The 24,109-nt window shown below is 36.5% G+C and carries 17 protein-coding genes; 15 read left to right on the top strand and 2 right to left on the bottom strand.

Going from position 1 to position 24,109, the window contains the following annotated elements; all coding sequences use genetic code 11:
• The first annotated feature begins 57 nt into the window (after positions 1-57).
• The 3 genes from O0955_RS16155 to O0955_RS16165 all read left to right on the top strand — a co-directional run bounded on the left by O0955_RS16155 (position 58) and on the right by O0955_RS16165 (position 4,116).
• Positions 58-555 (top strand): cupin domain-containing protein, encoded by a 498-nt coding sequence (locus tag O0955_RS16155; RefSeq protein WP_269428595.1) that lies wholly within the window; start codon positions 58-60, stop codon positions 553-555.
• Between the two features lie 174 nt (positions 556-729).
• Complete coding sequence (locus tag O0955_RS16160) at positions 730-1,458, top strand: acyl-CoA desaturase (protein WP_269428596.1); 729 nt, start codon at positions 730-732, stop codon at positions 1,456-1,458.
• A gap of 207 nt (positions 1,459-1,665) precedes the next feature.
• On the top strand, positions 1,666-4,116 hold the full coding sequence (locus tag O0955_RS16165; RefSeq protein WP_269428597.1) for a TonB-dependent receptor: 2,451 nt from the start codon (positions 1,666-1,668) through the stop codon (positions 4,114-4,116).
• Between the two features lie 245 nt (positions 4,117-4,361).
• Here O0955_RS16165 and O0955_RS16170 read toward each other — a convergent pair whose 3' ends face one another.
• A complete protein-coding gene (locus O0955_RS16170; protein WP_269428598.1) occupies positions 4,362-5,996 on the bottom strand; it encodes an ABC transporter substrate-binding protein in 1,635 nt (544 codons plus the stop codon).
• Between the two features lie 46 nt (positions 5,997-6,042).
• On the opposite strand from O0955_RS16170, the gene O0955_RS16175 reads away from it, so the two are divergent.
• Positions 6,043-6,495 carry a substrate-binding domain-containing protein gene (locus tag O0955_RS16175; protein ID WP_269428599.1) on the top strand — a complete coding sequence of 151 codons (453 nt, stop codon included), beginning with the start codon at positions 6,043-6,045 and terminating at the stop codon, positions 6,493-6,495.
• A 368-nt stretch (positions 6,496-6,863) separates the two neighbouring features.
• On the opposite strand, the gene O0955_RS16180 is transcribed toward O0955_RS16175, so the two are convergent.
• A complete protein-coding gene (locus O0955_RS16180) occupies positions 6,864-7,385 on the bottom strand; it encodes an NADPH-dependent FMN reductase (protein ID WP_269428600.1) in 522 nt (173 codons plus the stop codon).
• A 181-nt stretch (positions 7,386-7,566) separates the two neighbouring features.
• Here O0955_RS16180 and O0955_RS16185 point away from each other — a divergent pair, with 181 nt between their 5' ends.
• From O0955_RS16185 to O0955_RS16235, 11 genes are all read left to right on the top strand, one after another.
• Positions 7,567-8,370, top strand: a complete 804-nt coding sequence (locus O0955_RS16185; RefSeq protein WP_269428601.1) for a ParA family protein — start codon at positions 7,567-7,569, stop codon at positions 8,368-8,370.
• 7 nt (positions 8,371-8,377) lie between these two features.
• The gene (locus O0955_RS16190) at positions 8,378-9,286 is read left to right on the top strand and encodes a ParB/RepB/Spo0J family partition protein (RefSeq protein ID WP_269428602.1); all 909 of its coding nucleotides are present in this window, start codon (positions 8,378-8,380) and stop codon (positions 9,284-9,286) included.
• Positions 9,286-10,014, top strand: coding sequence for a DUF5683 domain-containing protein (locus O0955_RS16195; protein ID WP_269428603.1), 729 nt, complete (start codon positions 9,286-9,288; stop codon positions 10,012-10,014). Before O0955_RS16190 ends, O0955_RS16195 begins: the two co-directional genes overlap by 1 nt.
• An 87-nt stretch (positions 10,015-10,101) precedes the next feature.
• A complete protein-coding gene (dapB, locus tag O0955_RS16200) occupies positions 10,102-10,836 on the top strand; it encodes a 4-hydroxy-tetrahydrodipicolinate reductase (protein WP_269428604.1) in 735 nt (244 codons plus the stop codon).
• Between the two features lie 110 nt (positions 10,837-10,946).
• Complete coding sequence (gene lepB, locus O0955_RS16205) at positions 10,947-12,137, top strand: signal peptidase I (protein WP_269428605.1); 1,191 nt, start codon at positions 10,947-10,949, stop codon at positions 12,135-12,137.
• 176 nt (positions 12,138-12,313) lie between these two features.
• The gene (gene lepB / locus O0955_RS16210) at positions 12,314-13,504 is read left to right on the top strand and encodes a signal peptidase I (RefSeq protein ID WP_269428606.1); all 1,191 of its coding nucleotides are present in this window, start codon (positions 12,314-12,316) and stop codon (positions 13,502-13,504) included.
• A 138-nt stretch (positions 13,505-13,642) separates the two neighbouring features.
• Positions 13,643-14,830, top strand: coding sequence for an ROK family protein (locus O0955_RS16215; RefSeq protein ID WP_269428607.1), 1,188 nt, complete (start codon positions 13,643-13,645; stop codon positions 14,828-14,830).
• 116 nt (positions 14,831-14,946) lie between these two features.
• The gene (locus tag O0955_RS16220; RefSeq protein WP_269428608.1) at positions 14,947-18,213 is read left to right on the top strand and encodes a SusC/RagA family TonB-linked outer membrane protein; all 3,267 of its coding nucleotides are present in this window, start codon (positions 14,947-14,949) and stop codon (positions 18,211-18,213) included.
• Positions 18,214-18,233: 20 nt separating this feature from the next.
• Positions 18,234-19,841: a SusD/RagB family nutrient-binding outer membrane lipoprotein gene (locus tag O0955_RS16225; RefSeq protein WP_269428609.1), complete on the top strand. Its 1,608-nt coding sequence runs from the start codon at positions 18,234-18,236 to the stop codon at positions 19,839-19,841.
• Positions 19,842-19,898: 57 nt separating this feature from the next.
• Positions 19,899-21,329: an alpha-L-fucosidase gene (locus O0955_RS16230; protein ID WP_269428610.1), complete on the top strand. Its 1,431-nt coding sequence runs from the start codon at positions 19,899-19,901 to the stop codon at positions 21,327-21,329.
• Between the two features lie 26 nt (positions 21,330-21,355).
• Positions 21,356-24,070 (top strand): glycoside hydrolase family 3 C-terminal domain-containing protein, encoded by a 2,715-nt coding sequence (locus O0955_RS16235; protein ID WP_269428611.1) that lies wholly within the window; start codon positions 21,356-21,358, stop codon positions 24,068-24,070.
• The last annotated feature ends 39 nt before the right edge of the window (positions 24,071-24,109 follow it).

Below are 24,109 nucleotides of genomic sequence, written 5' to 3' on the forward strand. Positions count from 1 at the left end.
AAAAAATATAAGCCCGAAAGGGCTTTTTTAATTTATAAGCCTTATTTTTACCACCTTATGCAAAACGATAAAAAAGAAATATTCGAAAGCGTTGCACAACGTTTAAAAATTGAAGGTTTTAATGTAGTAAACCGTGATGAAACCCGTCCGTGGGGAGGTTTTTTTGTAATTGATGAAGCTCAGGCTCAACAATTTGCCGATACTTATTTTGATGGCTTAAATGTAGAAGATCTTAAAATAGGCGGTAAATTAAGTCCTAAAATTTTAATTGTAGCGCCTAATACACGCCTTTCGTGGCAATATCACCACCGCAGAGCTGAAATTTGGCAAGTGGTTACCGGTACAGTTGGCATTAAAACCAGCGAAACCGATGAAGAAGGTGAAGTGAAAAAATATAACCCTAAAGATCAGATTAAATTACAACAAGGCGAACGTCACCGTTTAATCGGTTTGGATGATTGGGGCGTTGTAGCCGAAATTTGGCAGCATACAGATGCTTCAAATCCATCTGATGAAAGCGATATCGTTAGAGTACAAGACGATTTCGGAAGATAAAATAATCGAAGACTGTATTAATAATTCCTATGGTTTGCTGAATAACTTTCAGTAATTTCCGATTATTAATACAGTCTTTTTATACCTGAAAACTTAACCTCCAACAGGTTTTATATCTCTTTGAAACCAAAACCCCAAAAAATTCGTTAATAACAGCATACACACAAATAGTAAATGATTATCTTAATATTTTTTCTTGCACATTGGTTTTTATCTCTTTTTAGTCAAACCTTTTTCCTGCACCGTTATTCATCACATAAAATGTTTAAAATGGAGCCTTTCTGGGAAAAGTTTTTCTACCTGGTTTTATTAATCTCGCAAGGTTCTTCTTTTTTAAATCCAAGGGCTTACGCTATTCTACACCGCATGCATCATGCCTACAGTGATACGGAGCAGGACCCGCATTCGCCACATTTTTTTAAGGATGTATTCGGAATGATGATCGCTACAAAAAATATGTACCTCAACTATTTGCGTTATAAAATTGAACCGGAGCCTGCTTTTCGTGGTAACTATCCCGAATGGCCACTTGTTGACCGCATTGGTGATTCATGGATATGGAGAATTTCCTGTGGTTTATTTTACATTGGTTTTTATGTTGCTTTTGCTAACCACTGGTGGATGTTTTTATTATTGCCCATTCACTTTTTAATGGGGCCATTACACGGTGCTATTGTAAACTGGTGCGGACATAAATATGGTTACTCCAACCACGATAACGACGATCATAGTAAAAACTCGCTTCCATGGGATTTTCTGTTAATGGGCGAGTTATTTCAAAATAATCATCACAAAAAACCAAACAGTCCAAATTTTGCCACTAAATGGTGGGAGTTTGATCCAACCTATCCGGTGATGAAAGTGTTGCACTGGATGCGGATTATTAAAATCAGGAAAGTGTAAACCCCGGTTTGCGCAAATGCAAATGGTTTATTCGGTAAGGGCCTTATTCGTCGTTAAAAAACAGCGTAAATAGTAATCTATTGTTATTTACCGGCTGAAGACGTTAGTTTGCCGGTTAATTTGTTTGTGTTGCGTAAAAAGTATTTTGTTATTGTGTAACAAAATGCAACTTGCGTGGACTAATTACAAAAAGAACTAACAATTAACATGAAACGACTTCTACTCTTAATTTTCACTTTAGTAATATTTATAAATGCCCGGGCTCAAATGCCTGGAATGCCAGGAATGGGCGGCGGAGCTAAAAAAACTTCAGTTACTGGGCGTATTACGGCAGTGATCTTAGATTCAGTAACCAAAGCGCCCATTGATTACGCAACAATATCATTAATAAATGCCGGTAATAATAAGTCGGTTAATGGTGGCGTAACAGATCCTAAAGGAAAAATTACTTTACAAAATGTATCGCCTGATACCTATAAACTAATGATAGGTTTTATGGGTTACAAAACAAAATCCATTACGATAACAACAACACCATCTAAACCGGATAATAATATTGGAACGATTTATATTTCATCAACTGAGAATACTTTAGCTGATGTTCAGATTCAGGGTACAAAAGCCATTATTGAAAATAAAGTAGATAGAATGGTTTACAATGCAGAAGCTGATGGAACCAATGCCGGTGGCGATGCTACAGATGTAATGCGTAAAGTACCTATGTTATCCGTTGATGCAAATGGCGATGTACAATTACGTGGTGCGGCAGTAAGGGTTTTAATTAATGGAAAACCATCCGGCACCATGGCCAGCAGTGTTGCTGATGCCTTGAAAATGATTCCTGCAGAGCAGATTAAAAGCGTTGAGGTTATTACCAGTCCATCCGCTAAATATGATGCCGAAGGTTCAGGTGGTATTATTAACATCATCACTAAAAAATCAAATGCACAAGGCGTAAGTGGTAGCATTAATGCATCTGCCGGAACGCGTCAAAATAATGGTGCTTTTAATTTAACGGCTAAAACAGGTCGTTTAAGTGTAAACACCTCTCTGGGAACAAACTTAGCTTATGCCCAAAATTCGCAAACCTCTTTTGTAACCAATACTCAATATAACGACGGTACTTTTAATAACCTGTCTCAGGATGGATTTTCTAAATGGAGCCGTAATGGTTATAACGGTAGTTTAGGTTTAGATTACGATTTTAATGCTTATAACAATATTAGCAGTAACGTTAAATTTAATCACTTTTCTAACGGCGGTCCGGGTGCATCCGTATATAATATTAGCAATAACGCTGGTAATATTATAGCGAATAACATCAGCGATATGGATATGACTTTTAACAATATGGACTGGAACGTTGATTATAAAAAAACCAGTAAAAAAGAAGGTGAGGAGTTTACCATTTCCGGTCAATTATCAACAGGAAGAACACCTACTAGTTTTAGTAATACTATATACAATACATTTTATCCAAATGGACATGAAACACTAAGTAGCAATACTGGTAGAAATAACGAATATACAGCCCAGACAGATTACACCTATCCATTTAGCAAAACGACCACCTTAGAGGTTGGTGCTAAAGGTATATTTCGTGAAATAAAAAGTGAATATGCTAATACTGCAAGCCCTGATTTTAATTATGGACAGGATATTGCCTCAGCTTATGGTGTATTAAGTTTCGATTTAACAAAAAAAATTAAGTTTAAAGGTGGTTTAAGAGCTGAATATACTAACATATCATTTAACACATTATCTGGTGATACGCAGAAAAACGACTACTTAAACCTGTTTCCAAGTGCAATTTTATCTAAAACATTAAAAGGAAACGGAACTTTAAAATTAAGCTATAACCGCAGGATGCAAAGGCCATCATTATCTTATTTAAACCCTTTCCGAAACGAAAGTAACCAGTTTAATGTAATGCAGGGTAATCCTTATTTAAACCCTGAGTTGAGTGATAATTTTGAATTAGGTTATTCAACTTTTATAAAAGGATCTATTATTAATGCATCGGTTTTTTATCGTCGTACCAGTGATATTATAGAAAGTTCAATTTCTCCATTAAGAGGAGACACAACTAAAACCAGCTATATTAACGTTGGTACTTCACAAACCTATGGTTTTAACATTTTTGCATCGTATAATCCTAAACCAAAATGGACTTTGATGACTAATTTTTCTGGAACCACGTACTCTATAACCAATTCCCAAACCAATATAAATACAGGTACTTATTTCAATTTCAACTGGTTTGTACGTTCGGCTTATGGTTTTGGTAAAGGTTATAATTTCGAGGTTTTTAATGTAATTACCTCTAAAAAACGTACCTACCAAGGGGTTACAGATCCTTTTTACATTTATGGCGCATCAATTAAAAAAGATCTTTTTCATAAAAAGGGCAGCATTGGTGTAAATGTATTAAATCCATTTACAAAAAACTTACACATCAAAACGGTTAATAACTCATCAGATGCTACCGGAACGGTTTATCAAAGTACAAACATTTATTATCCGTTACGCTCTTTCGGGGTTAACTTTAGTTATTCATTCGGTAAACTTAAATTTACGGAGAAGAAGAAAATTAAAAATGATGATGCTAAACAAGATCAACAGCAACAAGGTGGGGGAATGGGTGGCATTCAACAATAACACCATTTACCAGTAAATAATTTAAAGCCTTTCAGGAATACCTGAAAGGCTTTTTTGATGTCATACGTTTTTGATATTGATGCAGATGACATATCGTTTTACCACAAATGATTTGGAAAGCAGGTTTCTACTGGTATTGGGTTTAGTCCTTCTTTCTGCTGTATCCCTGATGAAAAAATCAGGGGATGCCGCTGCAATAGGGTTTAAAAACCCGGGACAGCAAAAAGCAATTAAAAAATTAATGCTTATTTCTTTTTTACCCTTTTTAAAATCATCAAACTTAATGGGTTCATTGGGTAACCACTAATGTTATTTTGAAGCATTACCACCGATTGATCATAAAAAATAGGTACAACCGGAGAATAATCCATAATCATTTGATCCATCTGACGGTAAAGTTTAAAGCGCTTTTCGTTATCCGGTTCATAGTAACTTTGCTCAAATAGCCTGTCAAAAGCATTATTGTAAAAAGCGGTGTAATTGGGTCCGTAGGGCACTTTGTTTTTAGAGTAAAACATAGATAAATAATTTTCGCCATCCGCATAATCAGCAATCCACGATCCACGGAAAAAATTCACATTGTTTTTTGCCATTAACTCTCTCAGGCTCGCACTTGGGCTAACATCTATCTTAGTTCTAATGCCAATGGCGCTCAGTTCGCCTTGTATAAATTCAATCAGGTCTTTATAGGTTGTTGTGGTATTTAAGGTAATTTCTTTTAAACCCTTGCCTTCCGGGTAGCCCGCCTCAGTAAGCAGTTTTGCAGCTCGTTTTGGGTTGTAAGGATAACCATGAACAGCCGAACTGTCAAAGCCCGGCATGCCTTTAGGTATAAAACCCGATGTAGCCGGTATTCCAATTCCATTCCGTAAATATTTAATTAATTTATCCCGGTCAATAGCGTAATTAATAGCCTGCCTGATTTTTTTAACCTTTAAGGGCGAGTTTTTTACAATAGCCAGCGAGCTATCGACCAAAATACCCACATATTCTGTACATAAATAGGGCCCTTTTTTAAGCTGAAACTTTCCCTTGTATTTAGTGGTCATGTTTCCACTTTTTGTTAAAATATCGTCGCGGTAACTTCCATCCACACTATAATAAAAATCCAGGTCTTTTTTCAAAAAGCTCATAAATCCACTTTGTTTATCGGTTATGAAGCTGGCTTTTAAAGCATCTATATAGGGTAATTTTATGCCTGTGCTATCTTTTTCCCAATAATGATCGTTTTTTAAAAGCACTAAAATTTCGCCCTCTTTCCAATATTTAAAGCTAAACGGGCCGGTACCAACCGGATGGCTTCTAAAATCTTTACCATAATGTTCAACAACTTCTTTGGGCACAACAGAACAATACTGAGAAGTCAGTAAACTCATTAAAGGAGGGAAGGGCCTGATCAGTTTAATCTGAAAAGTAGAATCGTTAAGTGCAATAAAATTGTGCTGATCTTTAACCTTATCACTAAAAATCCATCCCCCGGATGAAGCCACTTTAGCATCAATTAAACGATAAAAGCTGTAAGCAAAATCTGCTGCAACCACTTTACGCCCTTTCCCGTTTTTAAAAATCGGATCGTTGTGAAAGTAAACATCCTTACGCAAGTTAAAGGTATAAGTAAGTGCATCAGCAGAAATTTGCCAGGTTTTGGCAATGCAGGGCACCGTTTTCAGGGTAGAATCTATCTGTACCAGGCCGTTAAATATTTGGTTGGTCATCCAAATGGCATTCTGGTTTCTGGCAAAGGCAGGATCCAAAGAGGTTAAACCCTGATCGAGGTTAATGTTAAAGACTTTTTTATTTTGATCTGCGGATTTCTCCTGACAGGAAATAAAAATAATGCTGCAAAAAATCCAAAATATATACTTAAATGAGCCTCGCATGAATAAAGGAATGTTATTTTTGCACAAATTAATAAATTTAATGCAGATGTCTTTTTTAAACGATTTATTTATTGGCCTTGATGCTGCTAAACAGGAAGAACTACAGGAACGTTTGGATATTGTAGAGCATAAAATTAAATTTATGGATAAAATTCCGGTTGCGTGTTTAGATTTAAATAACAACCCGAGTTATTTTTTATCAGAAGAAATTGCACAAGCTGGCGGGATGATCGAATCTGATGTGATGAGCGCTGTTTATGTAGTTTATTATCAGCCAGGTAAAACCCTTACCGATTTAATGAGAGAGGTGCCGGCAATGCTTCAGGCAGATTGGCAATCGGTACAAAACAATAGGATTGTTTTATTAAATGACGATGTAAACCGGGAGCGTTCTGCAGAAAATGTGGTTGCTTTAATTGAAGATTTTGCTGAAATGTTGCATCCGGGTTCATTTATTTTTGGCCATGAAGGCGATAAATGGATCAGATTTGGTGCATAAACATTTCGCTGCTGATCGCTTCATTTACGGTTTACGCCTTAGAAAAGCAGAACTAACCTGCTTTGCAGTATCTGAGGTTTTCTAAACCTGATGGAAGCGGAAATCCTTTTTAATTTATAGAGGCCTTGAATATGCTGTCAGGCTGAGGTACGAAGCATCCGTTTTATAGCCGTAAACAGGACCGCGGTTATTAAAAAGATTGCAGCAAACAGCAGGAAAAATTTTAAAATGAAATACAGGTTTTCCTTTTCAAACCTTTTAATTCAATCCTCAACTTTTGTAACCAATAGAAATGCTATTCTTTAAGCTTTCTGCTTTAGTCTTTTAAGGAATGCTATTCTTTAAGCTTCCTGCTTTAGCCTTTCCGCTTAAAACCTGATCAACTTTTCAACCTGTTCACTGATAAATTTAAGGGTATCTTCTTTAATTAAATTCCCTTCGGCATCCAGTTCTGTTTTGATGTTTGGAATGTGTAAACGCAGCGGCAAAATATTGAGGTGGATATAATGGCAAACGCCTGTAAAATGATCTACCCCGCGGATGTTGCCATATTTACCTGAAGAAAGGCCAACCAAAGCCGCCTTCTTATCATAAAAACTATCGGGAAAATTGCTGGCATCAATTAACACCTTTAACACCCCGGGATAACTTCCATTATACTCAGGCATAATAAAGACGAACTTATCGGTGGCGGTAATTAAATCCTGTATTTTTTGAAAAGCTTCTGATCTTTTGCCATACATATCGGTGTTTAAAACATCTGCAGGCAGGTGTTCCAAACTAAATAAACCAGCCTCTACGCCCTTTATTTTAAGCTGGTTTTGATAATATTTAGCAACTTTAAGCGTATTGCTATTGGATCTGTTTGTGGCTGCAATAATTGTAATCATGTGCAATTGTTAATAAGATGTTTAAAACGTAGGCAGCCTTATTGCTAAAATTGCCATATAGTTTGTATCTTAGCTGATTGTGAAAAAGGGCGTAAACAGTGCAAAAATAGAACTTTTTGCCGATTAAATCGCATTAAATAATACCGCCCAAATAAACGTTAAGTAAATTTCGGATAGATAAATGAGCAAAATTATTGCATTAGCAAATCAAAAAGGTGGCGTTGGTAAAACAACATCATCTATAAACCTGGCTGCGAGTTTAGCCGTATTAGAATATAAAACCTTATTGGTTGATGCTGATCCTCAGGCAAATTCAACTTCAGGCATTGGTTTTGATCCCCGGAATATAAAAGACAGTATTTACGAATGTATCATCAACGATATTGATCCAACTCAGGCTATTCAGAAAACGGATACCCCTAATCTGGATTTGTTGCCTGCACATATTGATTTGGTGGGGGCAGAAATTGAGATGATCAATTTGAACAACCGCGAGTACAAAATGAAAGCGGTTTTAGAGAAAATTAAAGATCAGTATGATTTTATTATCATCGATTGTTCTCCATCATTAGGTTTAATTACCATTAATGCTTTAACTGCTGCCGATTCGGTAATTATTCCGGTTCAATGCGAATATTTTGCATTAGAGGGTTTAGGTAAACTGTTAAATACAATTAAAATTGTACAGAACCGTTTAAACCCTGAGCTAGAAATAGAAGGCATTCTTTTAACCATGTACGATGTACGTTTACGTTTATCAAACCAGGTAGTAGAAGAGGTTAGAACGCATTTCCATGAATTGGTTTTTGATACCATTATTCAGCGTAATACCCGTTTAAGTGAAGCGCCAAGTTACGGCGTTTCCGTAATTATGCATGATGCAAATTGTAAAGGAGCCATTAATTACTTAAACCTTGCCCGGGAGATTGTGAAGAAAAACGGCTTGTTAAAAGAAGAAGAAAATATAGGTACAGCAAATTATTAAATTATAGATGACATCTTTTCAGCGAAAAACAGGTTTAGGAAGAGGGTTAAGTGCGCTTTTAGATGATAGCGAATCTTCTCATCCGCCAAAACAGAGTGTAAACCCTGTAAGCGAGACCGAGCAGGTTGGTACCATCAGTCATGTAAATTTAACAGAAGTAGAAACCAACCCATACCAGCCACGTACCGAATTTGATCAGGTTGCTTTAAACGAGCTTGCTGATTCCATCAAAATACAAGGTTTGATTCAGCCCATTACGGTTAGAAAACTTTCTGCAAATAAGTATCAGCTTATTTCAGGAGAGCGCAGGTTCAGGGCTTCAAAACTTGCTGGATTAACTCAAATTCCTGCCTATATAAGAAGTGCCAACGATCAGCAAATGCTGGAAATGGCGCTTATTGAAAACATCCAGCGTGAAAACTTAAATGCGATTGAAGTTGCACTGAGTTTTCAAAGGATGATTGATGAAGTGGGTTTAAAACAGGAACAATTGGGCGAGCGTGTGGGTAAAAACCGGACAACGGTAACCAACTATTTGCGTTTACTAAAACTTCCACCTGCCATACAAGCTTCTATCCGCGATCAAAGGATTTCTATGGGCCATGCCCGTGCATTAATTAATGTAGATGGGGTAGATAAGCAATTATTTATTCACCAGGAAATAGTAGAAAAAGGACTTTCGGTGCGTAAGGTAGAAGAACTGGTGCGCAACCTGCAACATGTTCCACTAAAAGAAAGCGAAAAACCTAAAGAGAAAAGCGTTTCGTTCCAGTATAAAAAATTACAGGATGATTTGGCTTCTAAATTTGCGACCCGTGTAAAATTAAAAGTTGGTCAGAACGGAAAAGGAGCCATTGAAATTCCTTTTATGAGTGATGATGATCTAAACAGAATCTTAGAATTATTAGATTGGTAATGCAAAAAGGTAGGCTGATTATACTGGTTTCTTTGTTTACTTTTTTTCTTGTAAATCTGGCAGCTGCGCAGGTAAGGGATAGTGTATTAAAGCCTGTTGATACCTTAAAAGCTAAAACAGCGGTTAAACCTTTGCCAAAAGATACGGTTAAAAAAAGCAATAGTGCCAAAGCCAATTATGTAAACCCAGGTAAAATAGCTGGGCGTAAAGCCGTACTCAAATCGTTAATATTACCCGGCTTAGGTCAGGTTTACAATATGCAGTTGCTTAACGATGGTTATGGCGAAAGGGCAGGTAAAAGTCAAGCTTTCCAAAAAATATATACCATTGCTAAAATTGGGGCTATTTATGGAGGCTTTACAGTACTTACACTTTCTTACATCGATAACAGCAATAACTATAAAATATTTCTGGCAGAAGCACAATATAGAGAAGCCCGGAAGACAGGTACAACAAATTTGGTTGCAAACCCCTCATTAGCAAGGTATTCTGATGCCGGTATTCTTACGGCCAAAAGTACTTATAAACGGAATCAGCAAATTGTATTATTTTCTTACGGTTTGGTTTATTTTGCCAATGTTGTAGATGCTTATGTTGCTGCCCGTTTGCATTTCTTTAATATAGATGATAAACTTACCTTTAAAGTAGTGCCAACGGTAATTAATAATAATAGTTTGTATAGTTTTAATACGGCAACACCAGCTTTAAAGCTATCTTTAACTTTTTAAAATATAAATCATCATGATTTTCGACATCAAATTGAGTATGGAATCAATCATGATATCCTCATCACAATTTAAAATAAACGTATAAAGATGAAAATTGCGCTTTTAGGTTATGGCAAAATGGGACAAATTATTGAAAAATTTGCACTTGAACGTGGTCATGAAATCGTTTTAAAAATATCAATTGATAACCAGGAAGATTTAACCCGGCAAAACTTAAAATCTGCCGATGTAGCAATTGATTTTAGCACACCTGATTCGGTTTTGAATAATATTAATGCTTGTTTTGATGCCGGCGTTCCTGTTGTAGTGGGTACAACCGGTTGGTATGGCAAACTGCAGGAAGTTAAAAATGATTGCAACACCAGTAACAACACACTGCTGTATGGGTCTAATTTCAGTATTGGCGTTAATTTGTTTTTTAAATTAAATCAAACTTTAGCCAAGCTGATGAACAACTACCCGGCTTACGAAGTGCAGGTAGAAGAAATACACCATACACAAAAATTAGATTCGCCCAGCGGTACGGCCATTACAATTGCTGAAGGCATTGTAGACAGTTTGGAGCGGAAAACAGAATGGTTAAATGAAGTTGTTGGCACAGATGTAGAAGTTTTTCCAAAGGCCGAACAATTGCTCATAGAATCTCATAGAATTGAAAATATACCCGGTACACATACGGTAATTTATAGCAGTGAGGTTGATGAGATTGAAATTAAGCATACAGCACATAGCCGTGCCGGATTTGCTTTAGGCGCTGTTGTGGCCGCAGAATGGTTACAAAATAAAAAAGGTTTCTTCAATATAACCGATATATTTGAGTAAAATCCCTGTAAAGTCATTCAAAAAAGGATGCTTTATTGTTAAACATCATGAATTGCAGATAATAGTTAACCGATTATACCAATAACCAGTTAATCTTGTAAAATAAAAATATGAATTATAAATTCTGGCAGAAAAAAAAGGATGCCGATAAAAAGAAAAAAACCAAAACCCGCGAATGGGTAGATGCCATTGTTTTCGCTGTAATAGCGGCAACCATTATCCGTGTATTTTTTATTGAAGCTTATACCATACCTTCAGGTTCAATGGAAAGATCATTACTGGTAGGTGATTTTCTTTTTGTAAGTAAAGTAAATTATGGTGCAAGGATCCCGATGACACCCGTTGCTTTTCCTTTTGCGCACCATACCATGCCTATTACGGGTACAAAAGCTTATTGGGATGGCGTACAATGGAAATATCGTCGTTTACCCGGACTTTCGGATATTAAAAGAAATGATGTAGTTGTTTTTAACTTTCCGGAGGGAGATACAGTTGCCCTAGAAAATCAAAACCCAAGTTATTATGATTTGGTTCGTAATTCAGACTGGAAAACAGTAAATAGTCAATATACCATAACCAGCAGACCGGTTGATAAACGCGAAAATTATATTAAACGCTGTATTGGTATTGGTGGCGATGTGGTGAGTATGACTAATGGAATAGTGAGCATTAATGGAAAAGCCGAGCCTTTAAAAAATACCGGCATGATGCCATATAAGGTAGAATTTAAAACCAATGATATTAATTTTTCGGTTTTTAATGATATCGGTTTAAAGATTTCTGATATTCAGCAAACCTCAAATCCTATGGTTTATGTTTTAAACGCATCTTCAGAAATGGCAGATGAAATCAGGAAATTTGATTTTGTAAAATCTATAAATATGGCTGCAGAACCTGCTGGCGAAGACGGAGGTTTATTTCCACACGATCCAAACCGTAAATGGAATGTAGATAATTTTGGTCCTGTTAAAATTCCTGCAAAAGGAATGACCGTTCAAATTGACAGCAACACTATGCCAATATATTACCGTGCTATCCGGACTTATGAAGGAAATAAGGTAGAGAAAAAAGGCGACGGCTGGTATATTAATGATAAACTTGCCACATCTTATACTTTTAAAATGAACTATTATTGGATGATGGGCGATAACCGTCATAATTCAGCAGATTCCCGCTACTGGGGTTTTGTGCCGGAAGATCATGTGGTAGGCAAGGCTTTATTTATCTGGATGAGCTGGGATAGTGAAGCCTCATTTTTCCATAAAATCAGATGGAGCCGGTTATTCAGAGGGATTAACTAAAAGGAATTTCAATTGATGAAAAGCGGAGGATTTAAAAATCTTCCGCTTTTTTTATGATCAATTTTTATGGTTAGCTAGAATATAAAGTTAGCTGATGTAACAATATAAGGGCTAATTGATCTAAAAACGTATTACAATAAACGGTTCCAATTAAAAACCTTACCAAATCGTTAACTATGAACTGGAAATTTTGGCGGAAAAAGAGTAATGTCGATAAGAAGAAAAAAACTAAAACAAGAGAATGGTTGGATGCCATCATCTTTGCTGTAATTGCGGCAACAATTATCAGGGTATTTTTTATCGAAGCCTATACCATTCCCAGTGGTTCAATGGAAAAATCTCTTTTAATTGGCGATTTTCTTTTTGTAAGTAAGGTAAATTACGGAGCCCGGGTTCCAATAACGCCTGTTGCTTTTCCATTTGCCCATCATACCATGCCTGTTATTGGAACAAAAGCCTATTGGGATGGTATACAATGGAAATATCGTCGCTTGCCAGGCTTATCTGAAATTAAAAGAAATGATGTAATCGTTTTTAATTTGCCTGTCGGAGATACTGTAGCACTTGAAAACCAGGAGCCCAGTTATTATAATTTAGTTCGTCAATCAGACTGGAAAACGGTGAATAGCCAATATACCATAACCAGCAGACCAGTAGATAAAAGAGAAAATCTGATCAAAAGATGTATAGGTATTTCCGGCGATATAGTGAGTATGAAAGATGGTATTGTAAGTGTGAATGGAAAAGCTGAGCCACTAAAAAATACAGGACAAATGCCATACAAAATTCAGTTAAAAACCACTGATGTTAATTTTGATGTATTTGCGGAAATAGGTTTTACAGTTAGTGAAATGCAGCAGATTAATGCAGATACTTATATAGCCAACGCCAGTCCGGAAATGATAGAGAAGTTAAAAAAACTTGATTTTGTAAAGTCCGTTGCTTTAGAGGTGAAACCAGAAACAGCAAACGATGGCGATCTTTTTCCATTAGATCCTAACCGGAAATGGAACGTAGATAACTTTGGACCCATAAAAATTCCGGCAAGGGGCTGGACGGTTCAGCTGGATAGCAATACCATACCATTATATTACAGGGCAATAAGAACTTACGAAGGAAATAAGGTAGAGCAGAAGGGAAATACCTGGTATATTAATGATAAACCCGCTACATCTTACACTTTTAAAATGAATTATTATTGGATGATGGGCGATAACCGGCATAACTCGGCAGATTCCCGTTACTGGGGGTTTGTACCTGAAGATCATATTGTTGGTAAGGCACTTTTTATTTGGATGAGCTGGGATAGTACGGCTTCTTTTTTCCATAAAATCAGATGGGGCAGATTGCTAAGCGGAATTAATTAAAAACGATATAAATAGATGAAAAACGACTCCCATTATTGGTAAGTCGTTTTTTTATAGACAATTAATCTTTTTAATTTTTTTAAAAAGATATGTATTGTTTTATATTTTTTTATTAAGTTTGTTTTAAAACCAAATTAAATGTCTGTTATAATAGAAAAAGGTCAGCGATTAAAAGCGGATATTATTAAGTTTCTTTATTATAAGAAAGTACTGTCGTTAACAGATTTAAGTAAGCTTACTCAAAAAAGTTTGCCTTTGATTACCTCTATTGTGAACAGTTTGGTTGAAGAAGGTCAGGTTATTGAGCAGGGCCTTGCTCCTTCAACAGGAGGTCGCAGACCGATCATGTTTCTTTTAAATCCCGATTATAAAAAGTATATAGTTGCCGTGGCAATGGATCAGTTCATTACCCGTCTTACTATTTATGATTTGTCTAATAAAAAAGTTCTCCCAACCCAGCTGGTTAATTTAGATATGTCTGCGGCAGACAGTGCAGATGAATTAATTGAATTTATTAATCGATGCATTGCTAAATCCAATATTGACAGAGAAGATTTGTTAGGTGTGGGCATTGGAATGCCGGGTTTTGTGAATGCAGAAAAAGGCATGAACTATTCCTTCATGCAAATAGAAGATGGTTCAAGTCTTCAGGATTATCTTTCTAAAAATTTAAACTTATCCGTTTTTCTCGATAATGACTCCAGTTTAATTGCACTTGCAGAACTAAATTTTGGTGAGGCTATAAATTTAAAAGACGTGTTGGTTGTGAATATTGGGTGGGGAACAGGGTTAGGAATGATTGTTCATGGACAATTGTACCGTGGCAGTAGCGGTTATGCCGGTGAGTTTAGTCATATACCTTTATCAAACTCAGATGCTTTATGCTCTTGTGGTAAACGTGGCTGTCTGGAGGTAGAAACTTCATTATTGGTTATGGTTCATAAGGCAGAAAAGGCCGTTAATGATGGTGCTGAAACCAGTATGAAGACACTGTTTAAAGATAAAAGTAAAAGTCATGCAGATCATTTCCTTGATGCAGTGGTAAAGCAAGATCCTGTAGCCATTTCTATCTTATCTGATGCTGCCTTTCAAATTGGTAAAGGTTTGGCTACGTTAATTCACATTATGAATCCAGAAAAAATTGTATTAAGCGGGCGTGGCGCCAGAGCAGGGAAAATGCTTTTACCACCTATTCAACAAGCTATAAATGAGTTTTGTATTCCAAGGGTGGCGGATCAAACAACGATAGTACTTTCTAAACTCGCAGAACAGGCAGAATTATTAGCAGCAGCAAGTTTACTTGTTGAGCATAGTCATTTCAATTAATCAAAAGATATACAAACCCTCTAAACCTAATATTATGATGAAATAAAGACCCTAACAAATAAAATCATCTATTTGACCGACAACTAACTAAATAAATTACTACTAACTACAAAAAAATGAAAAAAATGTACTTAATGTGTTTAAGTACGCTATTGTTAACCATTTTTACAATAGCTGCTTACGCACAAAAAACTGTTACGGGAACAGTGAAGGATGCGTCAGGTGTAGTGCCGGGTGTAAGTATTTCTGTAAAAGGAACATCAAAGGCTACCCAAACAGACGGGAACGGAAAGTTCTCTATTTCAGCCAATCCAACTGATGTACTTGTTTTTAATGCAATCGGTTTTGCCAGACAAGAGGTAGCCGTGGGCGATAAAACTACATTTGTAATTGTATTAAAGGAAAGCGCTAACCAACTTGATGAGGTTAATGTAGTAACTACTGCATTAGGTATAAAGCGCCAAGAAAAGTCGCTTGGTTATGCTGTTAGTACAGTAACTGCAAAACAATTAACTGAGGCTGGTAATACTAACTTTGCTTCTGCATTGTATGGTAAAGCTGCAGGTGTAAAAATTACAACAGCTCCGGGAGGCGCAAGTAGTGCTGTAAATGTTCAAATTAGAGGGATTAACTCTATAAACTACAACCAGCAACCACTTTATGTTGTTGATGGGGTTATGATCAGAAATGATGGCCAAAATGGTGCTGCAGGTGCAAACAACAATAACTATTGGGATGATCAGCGTGTTAGAGGTAATGGTATTTTAGATATTAACCCTGCGGATATTGAAAGCTTAACTGTATTAAAAGGTGCTAGTGCATCTGCATTGTATGGCTCCGATGCTGGTAGTGGTGTTGTGGTAATTACCACTAAAAAAGGTTCAAAAAGCAGAGGTTTAGGAATTGATTTTAACTATCAGGGTTCAATGGATCAGGTGGCTTTTTTACCTAGATTTCAAAATACTTATGGCCCAGGTTACGATAGAGAAACAAACGTAGCAAATGGAGCTACAGAAGAAGGTTGGATCGCAGACCCAGCTTCTCCAAGTGGTTTCAGACCATATTTTAGATCTTATGCGAATTTTGGACCTAAAATGGAAGGTCAGCAAGTTAGATGGTGGGATGGCTCAATTCGGTCATATTCCCCTCAACCTGATAATTATAAAAATGTATATCAAACAGGTTATACTTCTAATGCAAACATTGCAATATCTAACCAGACTGAAGCATTAAACTATCGTTTTTCTGCATCAAGATTAGATTACAGAGGAACACAACCTGGAAACACAGGATCAAAAAACTCTTTCAATTTAAACTCTACAATTAAACTTGCACCAAAATTATCGGCAGATGTAATTGTAAGCTATGTAAATACGATTACCAGAAACAGACCATATCAATTAGGTCAGGTATTGGGTTCTTTCGGAGGTTTCTTTAGCCGTGCCGAAGATATGGACTTAATGAAAGAAAAATTCCAAACTAGTAACGGATACAAATATGCAACCTTTGATCAAACCAATCGTCCAGAGCCTTACATATTTAACATCAGAGCAACAAATCTTTTAGATTTTTACTGGCAGCAATTAAAAAATACTTACGATGAGAATGAGAACAGATTGTTATCAAGTTTCACTTTAAATTATGATTTTGCTAAAAACTTAAAATTTAGAGGTCGTATTGGTAATGATTATACAGGTGCCAGAACAGAAAATCGCCAGTATACAGAAATTCCAAGTGCATTAAATGGCAATACCAGTACAGGAGCTTATACAACTACACAAGGCCAGTATGCAATTTTATATGGTGATGCGTTAGTAACTTATTCAAATAAAATTGGTGAGGACTTTAATGTGTCACTAAGTGGAGGTTATCAGGGTAGAAAAGAGAATTATAAAGATCAAAAATCCAATACTAAAGATGGTTTAGTATCGGAAAACTGGTTTGCTATAACCAATTCATTTGGTGTTGCTGAGACTTCGGATACCCGTAAAGAGCAATTGAAATATGCCTATTTAGGGATGTTAAACTTAGCTTATAAAGATTATTTATTCTTAGAAGGAACCGCTCGTCAGGAATATGTGTCTACACTTCCGCCAGCAAACAATAAATATTCATACTATTCAGTAAATGGAGGTTTTGTTTTTAGTGATTTATGGAAATTACCTTCGTTTTGGAGCTATGGTAAATTAAGAGCTTCTTACGGTGTTGTAGGTAATGCGCCACCAATATATGAATCAAGTATTCTGTATAAACAAGTTTCTCTTCAAACCATAAATGGTTCAGTTCCTGCTTTAAGTTCTGCAAGTGCTTATGGAAATCTAGACTTACTGCCAGAGAAAAAACATGAGGCAGAATTTGGTTTAGAAACTCGTTTTCTAAACGGCCGTATTGGTTTAGATGTAAGTTATTACAACAATAAAATTAAAAATCAAATCATACCATTAGATGTAACATCTACCAACGGTGCAAGAAGTCAAATTGTGAACGTTGGAGAAATTGGTAACCAGGGATTTGAGTTAGCATTTAATGCAACTCCTATAACAGGTAAATTTAGATGGGATACCCGATTAAATTTCTCTACAAATAAATCAAAAGTAAATTCATTGAAAGATGCTAATTCTGAAATTAACTTTTATGCATCAGATCAATCAACAGCTAAAATAGTAGCAAGAACAGGCGAAGATCTTGGAAATATTTATATCCGCCCAAGAAAAACTGATGCCAATGGAAATTATCTTATCAATAATGATGGTTTTTATGTAATGGATAATTCTACTTACGTTAAAGCTGGTAACATTATGCCTAAAGCAGTTGGAGGTTTCTCAAACACTTTTAGTTATGGTAATTTAGCTTTAGATTTTACAATTGATTATCGCTTTGGTGGTAAAATGATTGCTCCAAACCTTAAATACATGAGAGGTGCTGGTATGCTAGAAAACTCTATGGAGTTTAGAGATGCAGCAAGTGGTGGCTTAGCCTATACCGCAAACGGCAAAACCTATAATGATGGTGTATTGCTTCAAGGCATTAATGAAAATACAGGTTTACCAAATAGCAAAGTTCTTTCTGCAGCAGATTATTACTTAACAACATATAACTGGGGTGAAGGTTCTTTAACAGAAGCTGAAATTTTTGATAATAGCTATGTTAAAATGAGAGAAATAACTTTGAGTTATAAAATACCTGCTTCATTTACTAAAAAGTTAAAAATTACCAATTTAAGATTTTCGGTAATTGGACGTAACCTGTTTTACATCTATCGTACCCTTAAAGATTTAGATCCAGAGGCCCCTCTTGGAAACAAATGGTGGTCGCAAGGAGTGGATGTAGGTTCAACAGCAGCATCAAGAAATTTCGGATTCTCTTTAAACGCAAATTTTTAGCCTAAAAATTAATTGATATTATGAAAAAGTTAATTATAAAAGTAAGTTTTCTTTTGGTTGCGATAACAGCTATAGTTGGCTGTAAAAAGGAGCTTGAAGATAAATTTAATAATCCGGAACAAGCAAAAGATGCCAATGTTGCCGGCTTGTTTACAGCTATGTTAAATAATGACAGGGTAGCTGCAAAATATTGGAATGTACGTACATTTTTAAGTCAAATGCCTGGCGTATACGCCCAAACTGCTTATATATCTAATAGTAATTCTATTTATCAGCAAAGTGATGGATATTCTCAAAACTATTGGGATGATTTTTATTCCACAAATGGTAATGGTAGTGGTGTTATGGCGCTTTATAGAGCAATGGAAGTGAAATTCAACTCTTTGCCTGCAAATGAGCAAGCTACTCAAAAAATTATTATGCAAGCTGCTAAGGTTGTGTTGATAGAACAAGCTGCTAAAATGGTCGATTTATGGGGAGATATCCCATATTCTGAAGCAGGAAATCTTCCATCAAATAATACAATCAAAAACCCTAAATACGATGAGCAAAAAGCATTATATAATACTTTTTTAACTGACCTTGCAAGTGCATCAACTTATTTTAAAAGCAATGCATCCAATGCGGCATTCTCAAAATCTGATATCCTGTTAAAAGGAGATGTAAACAGATGGGCTCGTTATGCAAATTCATTGCGTTTAAGATTATTAATGCGCATTTCGAAAACAGATGAAGCAACCGCCAAAACTGCTGTATTAGAAATGTTAAACAATCAGGCAACTTATCCTTTGGTTGATGGTGGAAATGTAGGTCAATACAATCCAGCAACAGCAGATATTTTATTGCAGCCCCTTAGCAATAGCACGAGCGATTTACACGATGCTTTTTTAGAGGGTAGCTTTTACGCTACAGATTACATGTTAAATTCAGTAATGTTGCCAGCAAACGATCCACGTATTCCTGTTGTGTATGATAAATTTGGACGTACCGTTAAAATTAATGGTAAGGACGTTTTTGTGCCAAACAAAAACTATAAAGCAATGCCAGTTACGTTTACCACAACGGAGCAGGAGAGCAGTTTCCCTGATTATTCAGTATTGGATTCTGCAACATTCCTTTACAATCAAAAATTACCGGGTATCGTAATTACTGCTTCGGAAGTTAACTTATTAAAAGCAGAAGCATACGAAAGATGGGGAAGTACTACAGATGCTAAAACTGCATATGATAATGCATTAAAACAATCAGTAGCTTTCTATTATTACTTAAATAATTTAAATCAAGGAAATGGTTATGTAAATGTAACTGCTCCTGCCAGCACAATTGTTGATACCTGGGTAGATGCATCATCTGCGACTTATTCAGGATCATCTGCAGATAAACTGACTAAGATTTATACCCAAAAGTGGGCACATTTTGGCGTTTTACAAGCTACAGAAGCATGGTCTGAATATAGAAGAACTGGTTTTCCTGTTTTAACTTTTCCATCTAATGGTAAATTATCAGGATACGACAGTCCACCAACTCGTTTAATATATCCTGCTAAAGAGAAGACATTAAACAGTGTAAACTATCAAGCTGTACAAGCCAAAGATACACGTAAAGCAAAAATATTCTGGATGCCTTAATCCATTTATTAATTAATCCCGGCAGTATTCCTGTCGGGATTTTTTATCTTTCGTAACATGAAAAAAAGCATCTCTTTAATCGTATTTATCTGCTCTTTTAACATTTTATTTGCCCAGCAAAATGGCATTCATCAGCAATCAACCAAGTACGAATGGCCTTCAGATCCTTTAGTTAAAGAAAAACTAAATAACTGGCAGGATAAAAAATTTGGGATGATTATTCACTGGGGTTTATACTCTGTTCCCGGAATTATGGAATCATGGAATCTTTGTTCAGAAGATTGGATTGACCGCGATAGTACCATTGCTTATGAAGACTATAAAAAATGGTATTGGGGTTTGAGTAAAGATTTTAATCCCGTTAAGTTTAATCCGGAACAATGGGCAAAGGCTGGGAAAGATGCAGGAATGAAATATTTGGTTTTTACGACCAAACATCATGATGGTTTTGCCATGTTTGATACAAAGGAATCTGATTTTAGTATTGCCAAAGGTCCTTTTGCGAATAACCCCAAAGCTGATGTAGCAAAATACGTTTTTGATGCTTTTAGAAAAGAAGGTTTTATGATTGGGGCATATTTTTCTAAACCCGACTGGCATTCGCAATACTATTGGTGGCAAAAATATGCAACCGCCGACCGCAACAATAATTATGACATTAAAAAATACCCATGGCGATGGAATAAATTTAAAGGTTTAGTTTATAACCAAATTGGTGAGTTGATGCACAATTATGGTTCTGTAGATATTCTTTGGCTTGATGGTGGTTGGGTACGCCCTTTAGAAACGGTAAATGAAGAAGTGCTTTCATGGGGTGCTAACATTCCGAAATGGAGTCAGGATGTTGATATGCCTAAAATTGCACAAATGGCGAGAAAGGCACAGCCAGGATTGTTGATGGTTGATAGAACGGTGCATGGTCCTTATGAAAATTATCAGACACCGGAGCAGAAAATTCCTGAGAAACAATTGGATCACCCCTGGGAAAGCTGTATGACATTAGGTAATAACTGGGGTTTTGTGGCCAACGAACCTTATAAACCGGCAAAAGAGATTATCCATAAACTGATAGAGATTGTAGCAAAGGGTGGTAGTTTGCTTTTAGGTGTCGGACCGAAACCGGATGGAACATTACCTGATGAAGTTATCAAAAGATTAAATGAAATTGGCAATTGGACATCTGTAAATGGTAAGGCGATATACAATACCCGCATCACTAAAAATTATAATAGCGGACAAACCTGGTTTACGCAAAGTAAAGATGGAAAAGTAAAGTACGCTCTATATTGTGTTAAAAATGATGAAAAACCAGCTAAAACCATTGTTTGGAGTGGCAATACACCTAAAAAAGGTTCATCGGTTATTTTATTGGCAAGCGGAAAAAAATTAAAGTGGAAAGCTTTAAATGGGCAGACAATGATAGAGCTGCCTGCTGATATTGGGAGCAACGAACAGATTGCTTTAGCTTTTGAATTTACAGCAGAATAAATTTAAACATCCCTAAGAATTAGCTAATGAAATTTAATAAAATAATTTGTAGCCTGTTTTTACTTATTGCACTTGGTTACACTGCCTTTGCAGGTGAGTCTATAAAAAAAATCGGCAAAAGAGTAAATAAAAAAGAGAAACCGGCTGACCCAATATATAAAAACCCGAAAGCAAATATAGAAGACCGGGTAAATGATTTACTCTCCAGAATGACGCCCGAAGAAAAATTCTGGCAGCTGTTTATGATTCCGGGAGATTTAGATGGCGTAGATAAAAGCCGGTATAAAAATGGGATTTTTGGCTTGCAGGTTAGTGCTGTTTCCCAGGGCGGAGGCGGAGCAAACCAAATGTTAAGCTACAATACGCAGGAGAATGCTTATACACTGGCTAAAAAAATCAATGCTATTCAACGCTATTTCATTAAAGAAACCCGTCTTGGGATTCCAATAATTGCATTTGACGAAGCGCTGCATGGCCTGGTTAGACAAGGCGCTACAGCCTTTCCACAAGCCATTGGTTTAGCTGCAAGTTTCGATACGTTAATGATGAGCAGGGTTGCAGGTACCATTGCACAGGAGACTAAACTAAGAGGCATTCGGGATATTCTGACACCAGTGATCAATATTGCATCTGATGTGCGCTGGGGAAGAACTGAAGAGACTTATGGTGAAGATCCTTTTCTAACTTCGCAAATGGGACTGGCTTTTGTTAAAGCTTTTGAAACTCAAAACATCATCACTACCCCAAAACATTTTGTGGCAAACGTTGGCGATGGTGGCCGCGACAGTTACCCAATCCATTTTAACGAACGTTTGTTGGAGGAGATCTATTTTCCTCCTTTTAAAACAACTGTGCAACAAGGTAAAAGCAGGTCTTTGATGACGGCGTATAACACTGTTGATGGTACACCAGCAACTTCAAACTATAATCTTTTAACGCAAAAATTAAAAATAGACTGGGGCTTTAAAGGCTTTGTTATTTCTGATGCTGGTGCAGTTGGTGGTGCAAATGTATTGCACTATACTTCTGCTAATTATGCGGAAGCTACAAAACAAGCCATTATAGGTGGTCTTGATGTGATTTTTCAGACGGAGTTTGATCATTACAAATTATTTATCCCTCCGTTTTTAGATGGTTCAATCCCGCAAAAAAGAATAGATGATGCCGTTGCACGGGTGCTCAGAGCAAAATTTGAATTGGGTTTATTTGAAAACCCTTATGTATCAGAAAGCGAAGCCCAAAAAGCAATAAATGATAAAAGCCATAAGGTTATGGCTAAAGAAGCGGCATTAAAATCGTTTGTTCTGTTAAAAAATGAGAAATCCGTATTGCCTTTTAAAGATGTAAAGAATATTCTTGTACTTGGTGAAGATGCAACTGAGGCCCGTTTAGGCGGATATAGCGGAAGCGGAAATGGGAAAATCAGTATTCTGGACGGATTGAAAAAAAGAGCCGGACAAAATGTAAACATAGTTTATAGTAAAGGCAGCAGCAGAATCCCTGTTTTGTATACACCAATTGATCAGGAGTTTTTAAAAGCTGATACAGCTAAAGGTCTTGCGGCGGAGTATTTTGATAACCTCAGCTTATCCGGTAATCCTGTTTTAAGCAGAATTGATCAGGTGATTAATTTTATGTGGACACTCCATTCGCCCAATAAAAAATTAGCAAAAGATCAGTACTCCATTCGCTGGAAAGGAACAGTTTCTGCTCCAAAATCCGGAACCTATCAAATTGGTTTGGAAGGTAATGATGGTTATCGTTTATATCTGGATGGTAAATTATTAATCGATCGCTGGGAAAAAAGGTCTTATCATACCCAGTTGGTTCCTTTCCGTTTTGAAGCAAATAAAAATTATAATATTCAGGTAGAGTTTAAGGAATCGAAGGGTAATGCTTACATCAAACTGGTTTGGGATTACAATGTTCCGAATACACTTAATCAGCAATTGGAAGAAGCCGTTAAGCTTGCTAAAGATGCGGATGCTATTGTAGTTGCCGCCGGTATAAAGGAAGGAGAGTTTCTGGATCGGGCTATGTTAAGTTTACCGGGCAATCAGGAACAGTTGATTAAGGACATGGAAAATACCGGTAAACCTGTAATTGTTTTATTGGTTGGTGGCAGTGCCATTACAATGAATAATTGGTTTGACCAGGCCGCAGCTGTTTTAAATATCTGGTACCCGGGTGAGGAAGGCGGAAATGCCGTAGCAGAAACTTTATTCGGCGATTACAACCCGGCAGGAAGATTGCCTATAACTTATCCAATCCACGAATCTCAGTTGCCTTTAATTTATAACCACAAACCAACCGGCCGTGGCGATGATTACAATAACCTCAGCGGCGAGCCGCTTTTCCCCTTTGGTTTCGGTTTAAGTTACAGCACTTTTGATTACAAAGATTTAAAATTGTCTAAAAAACAGATTAATGCTAAAGAAAGTATTACAGCCGATTTTACACTTCAAAACACAGGGAAATATGATGGAGAAGAAGTGGTACAATTATACATCCGCGATTTACTTTCAAGTGTTGCACGACCTGTTTTAGAGTTAAAAGGGTTTCAAAGAGTTAAACTAAAAGCAGGTGAAAGTAAAAGATTAAGCTTTGCCATTAGCCCTGATATGCTCCAAATGCTTAATGCAGAAATGGAAACCTTAACAGAACCGGGTGATTTTAGAATTATGATTGGTTCTTCAAGTAAAGAATTACAGCTTAAGGATACGCTTACCGTAATAAAGTAGAAATATTACTTTAAAAATCCTTGCCCTTTATGGTGGGCA

It is taken from the genome of Pedobacter punctiformis (assembly GCF_027213715.1).
In the GTDB taxonomy this organism is placed as follows: domain Bacteria; phylum Bacteroidota; class Bacteroidia; order Sphingobacteriales; family Sphingobacteriaceae; genus Pedobacter; species Pedobacter punctiformis.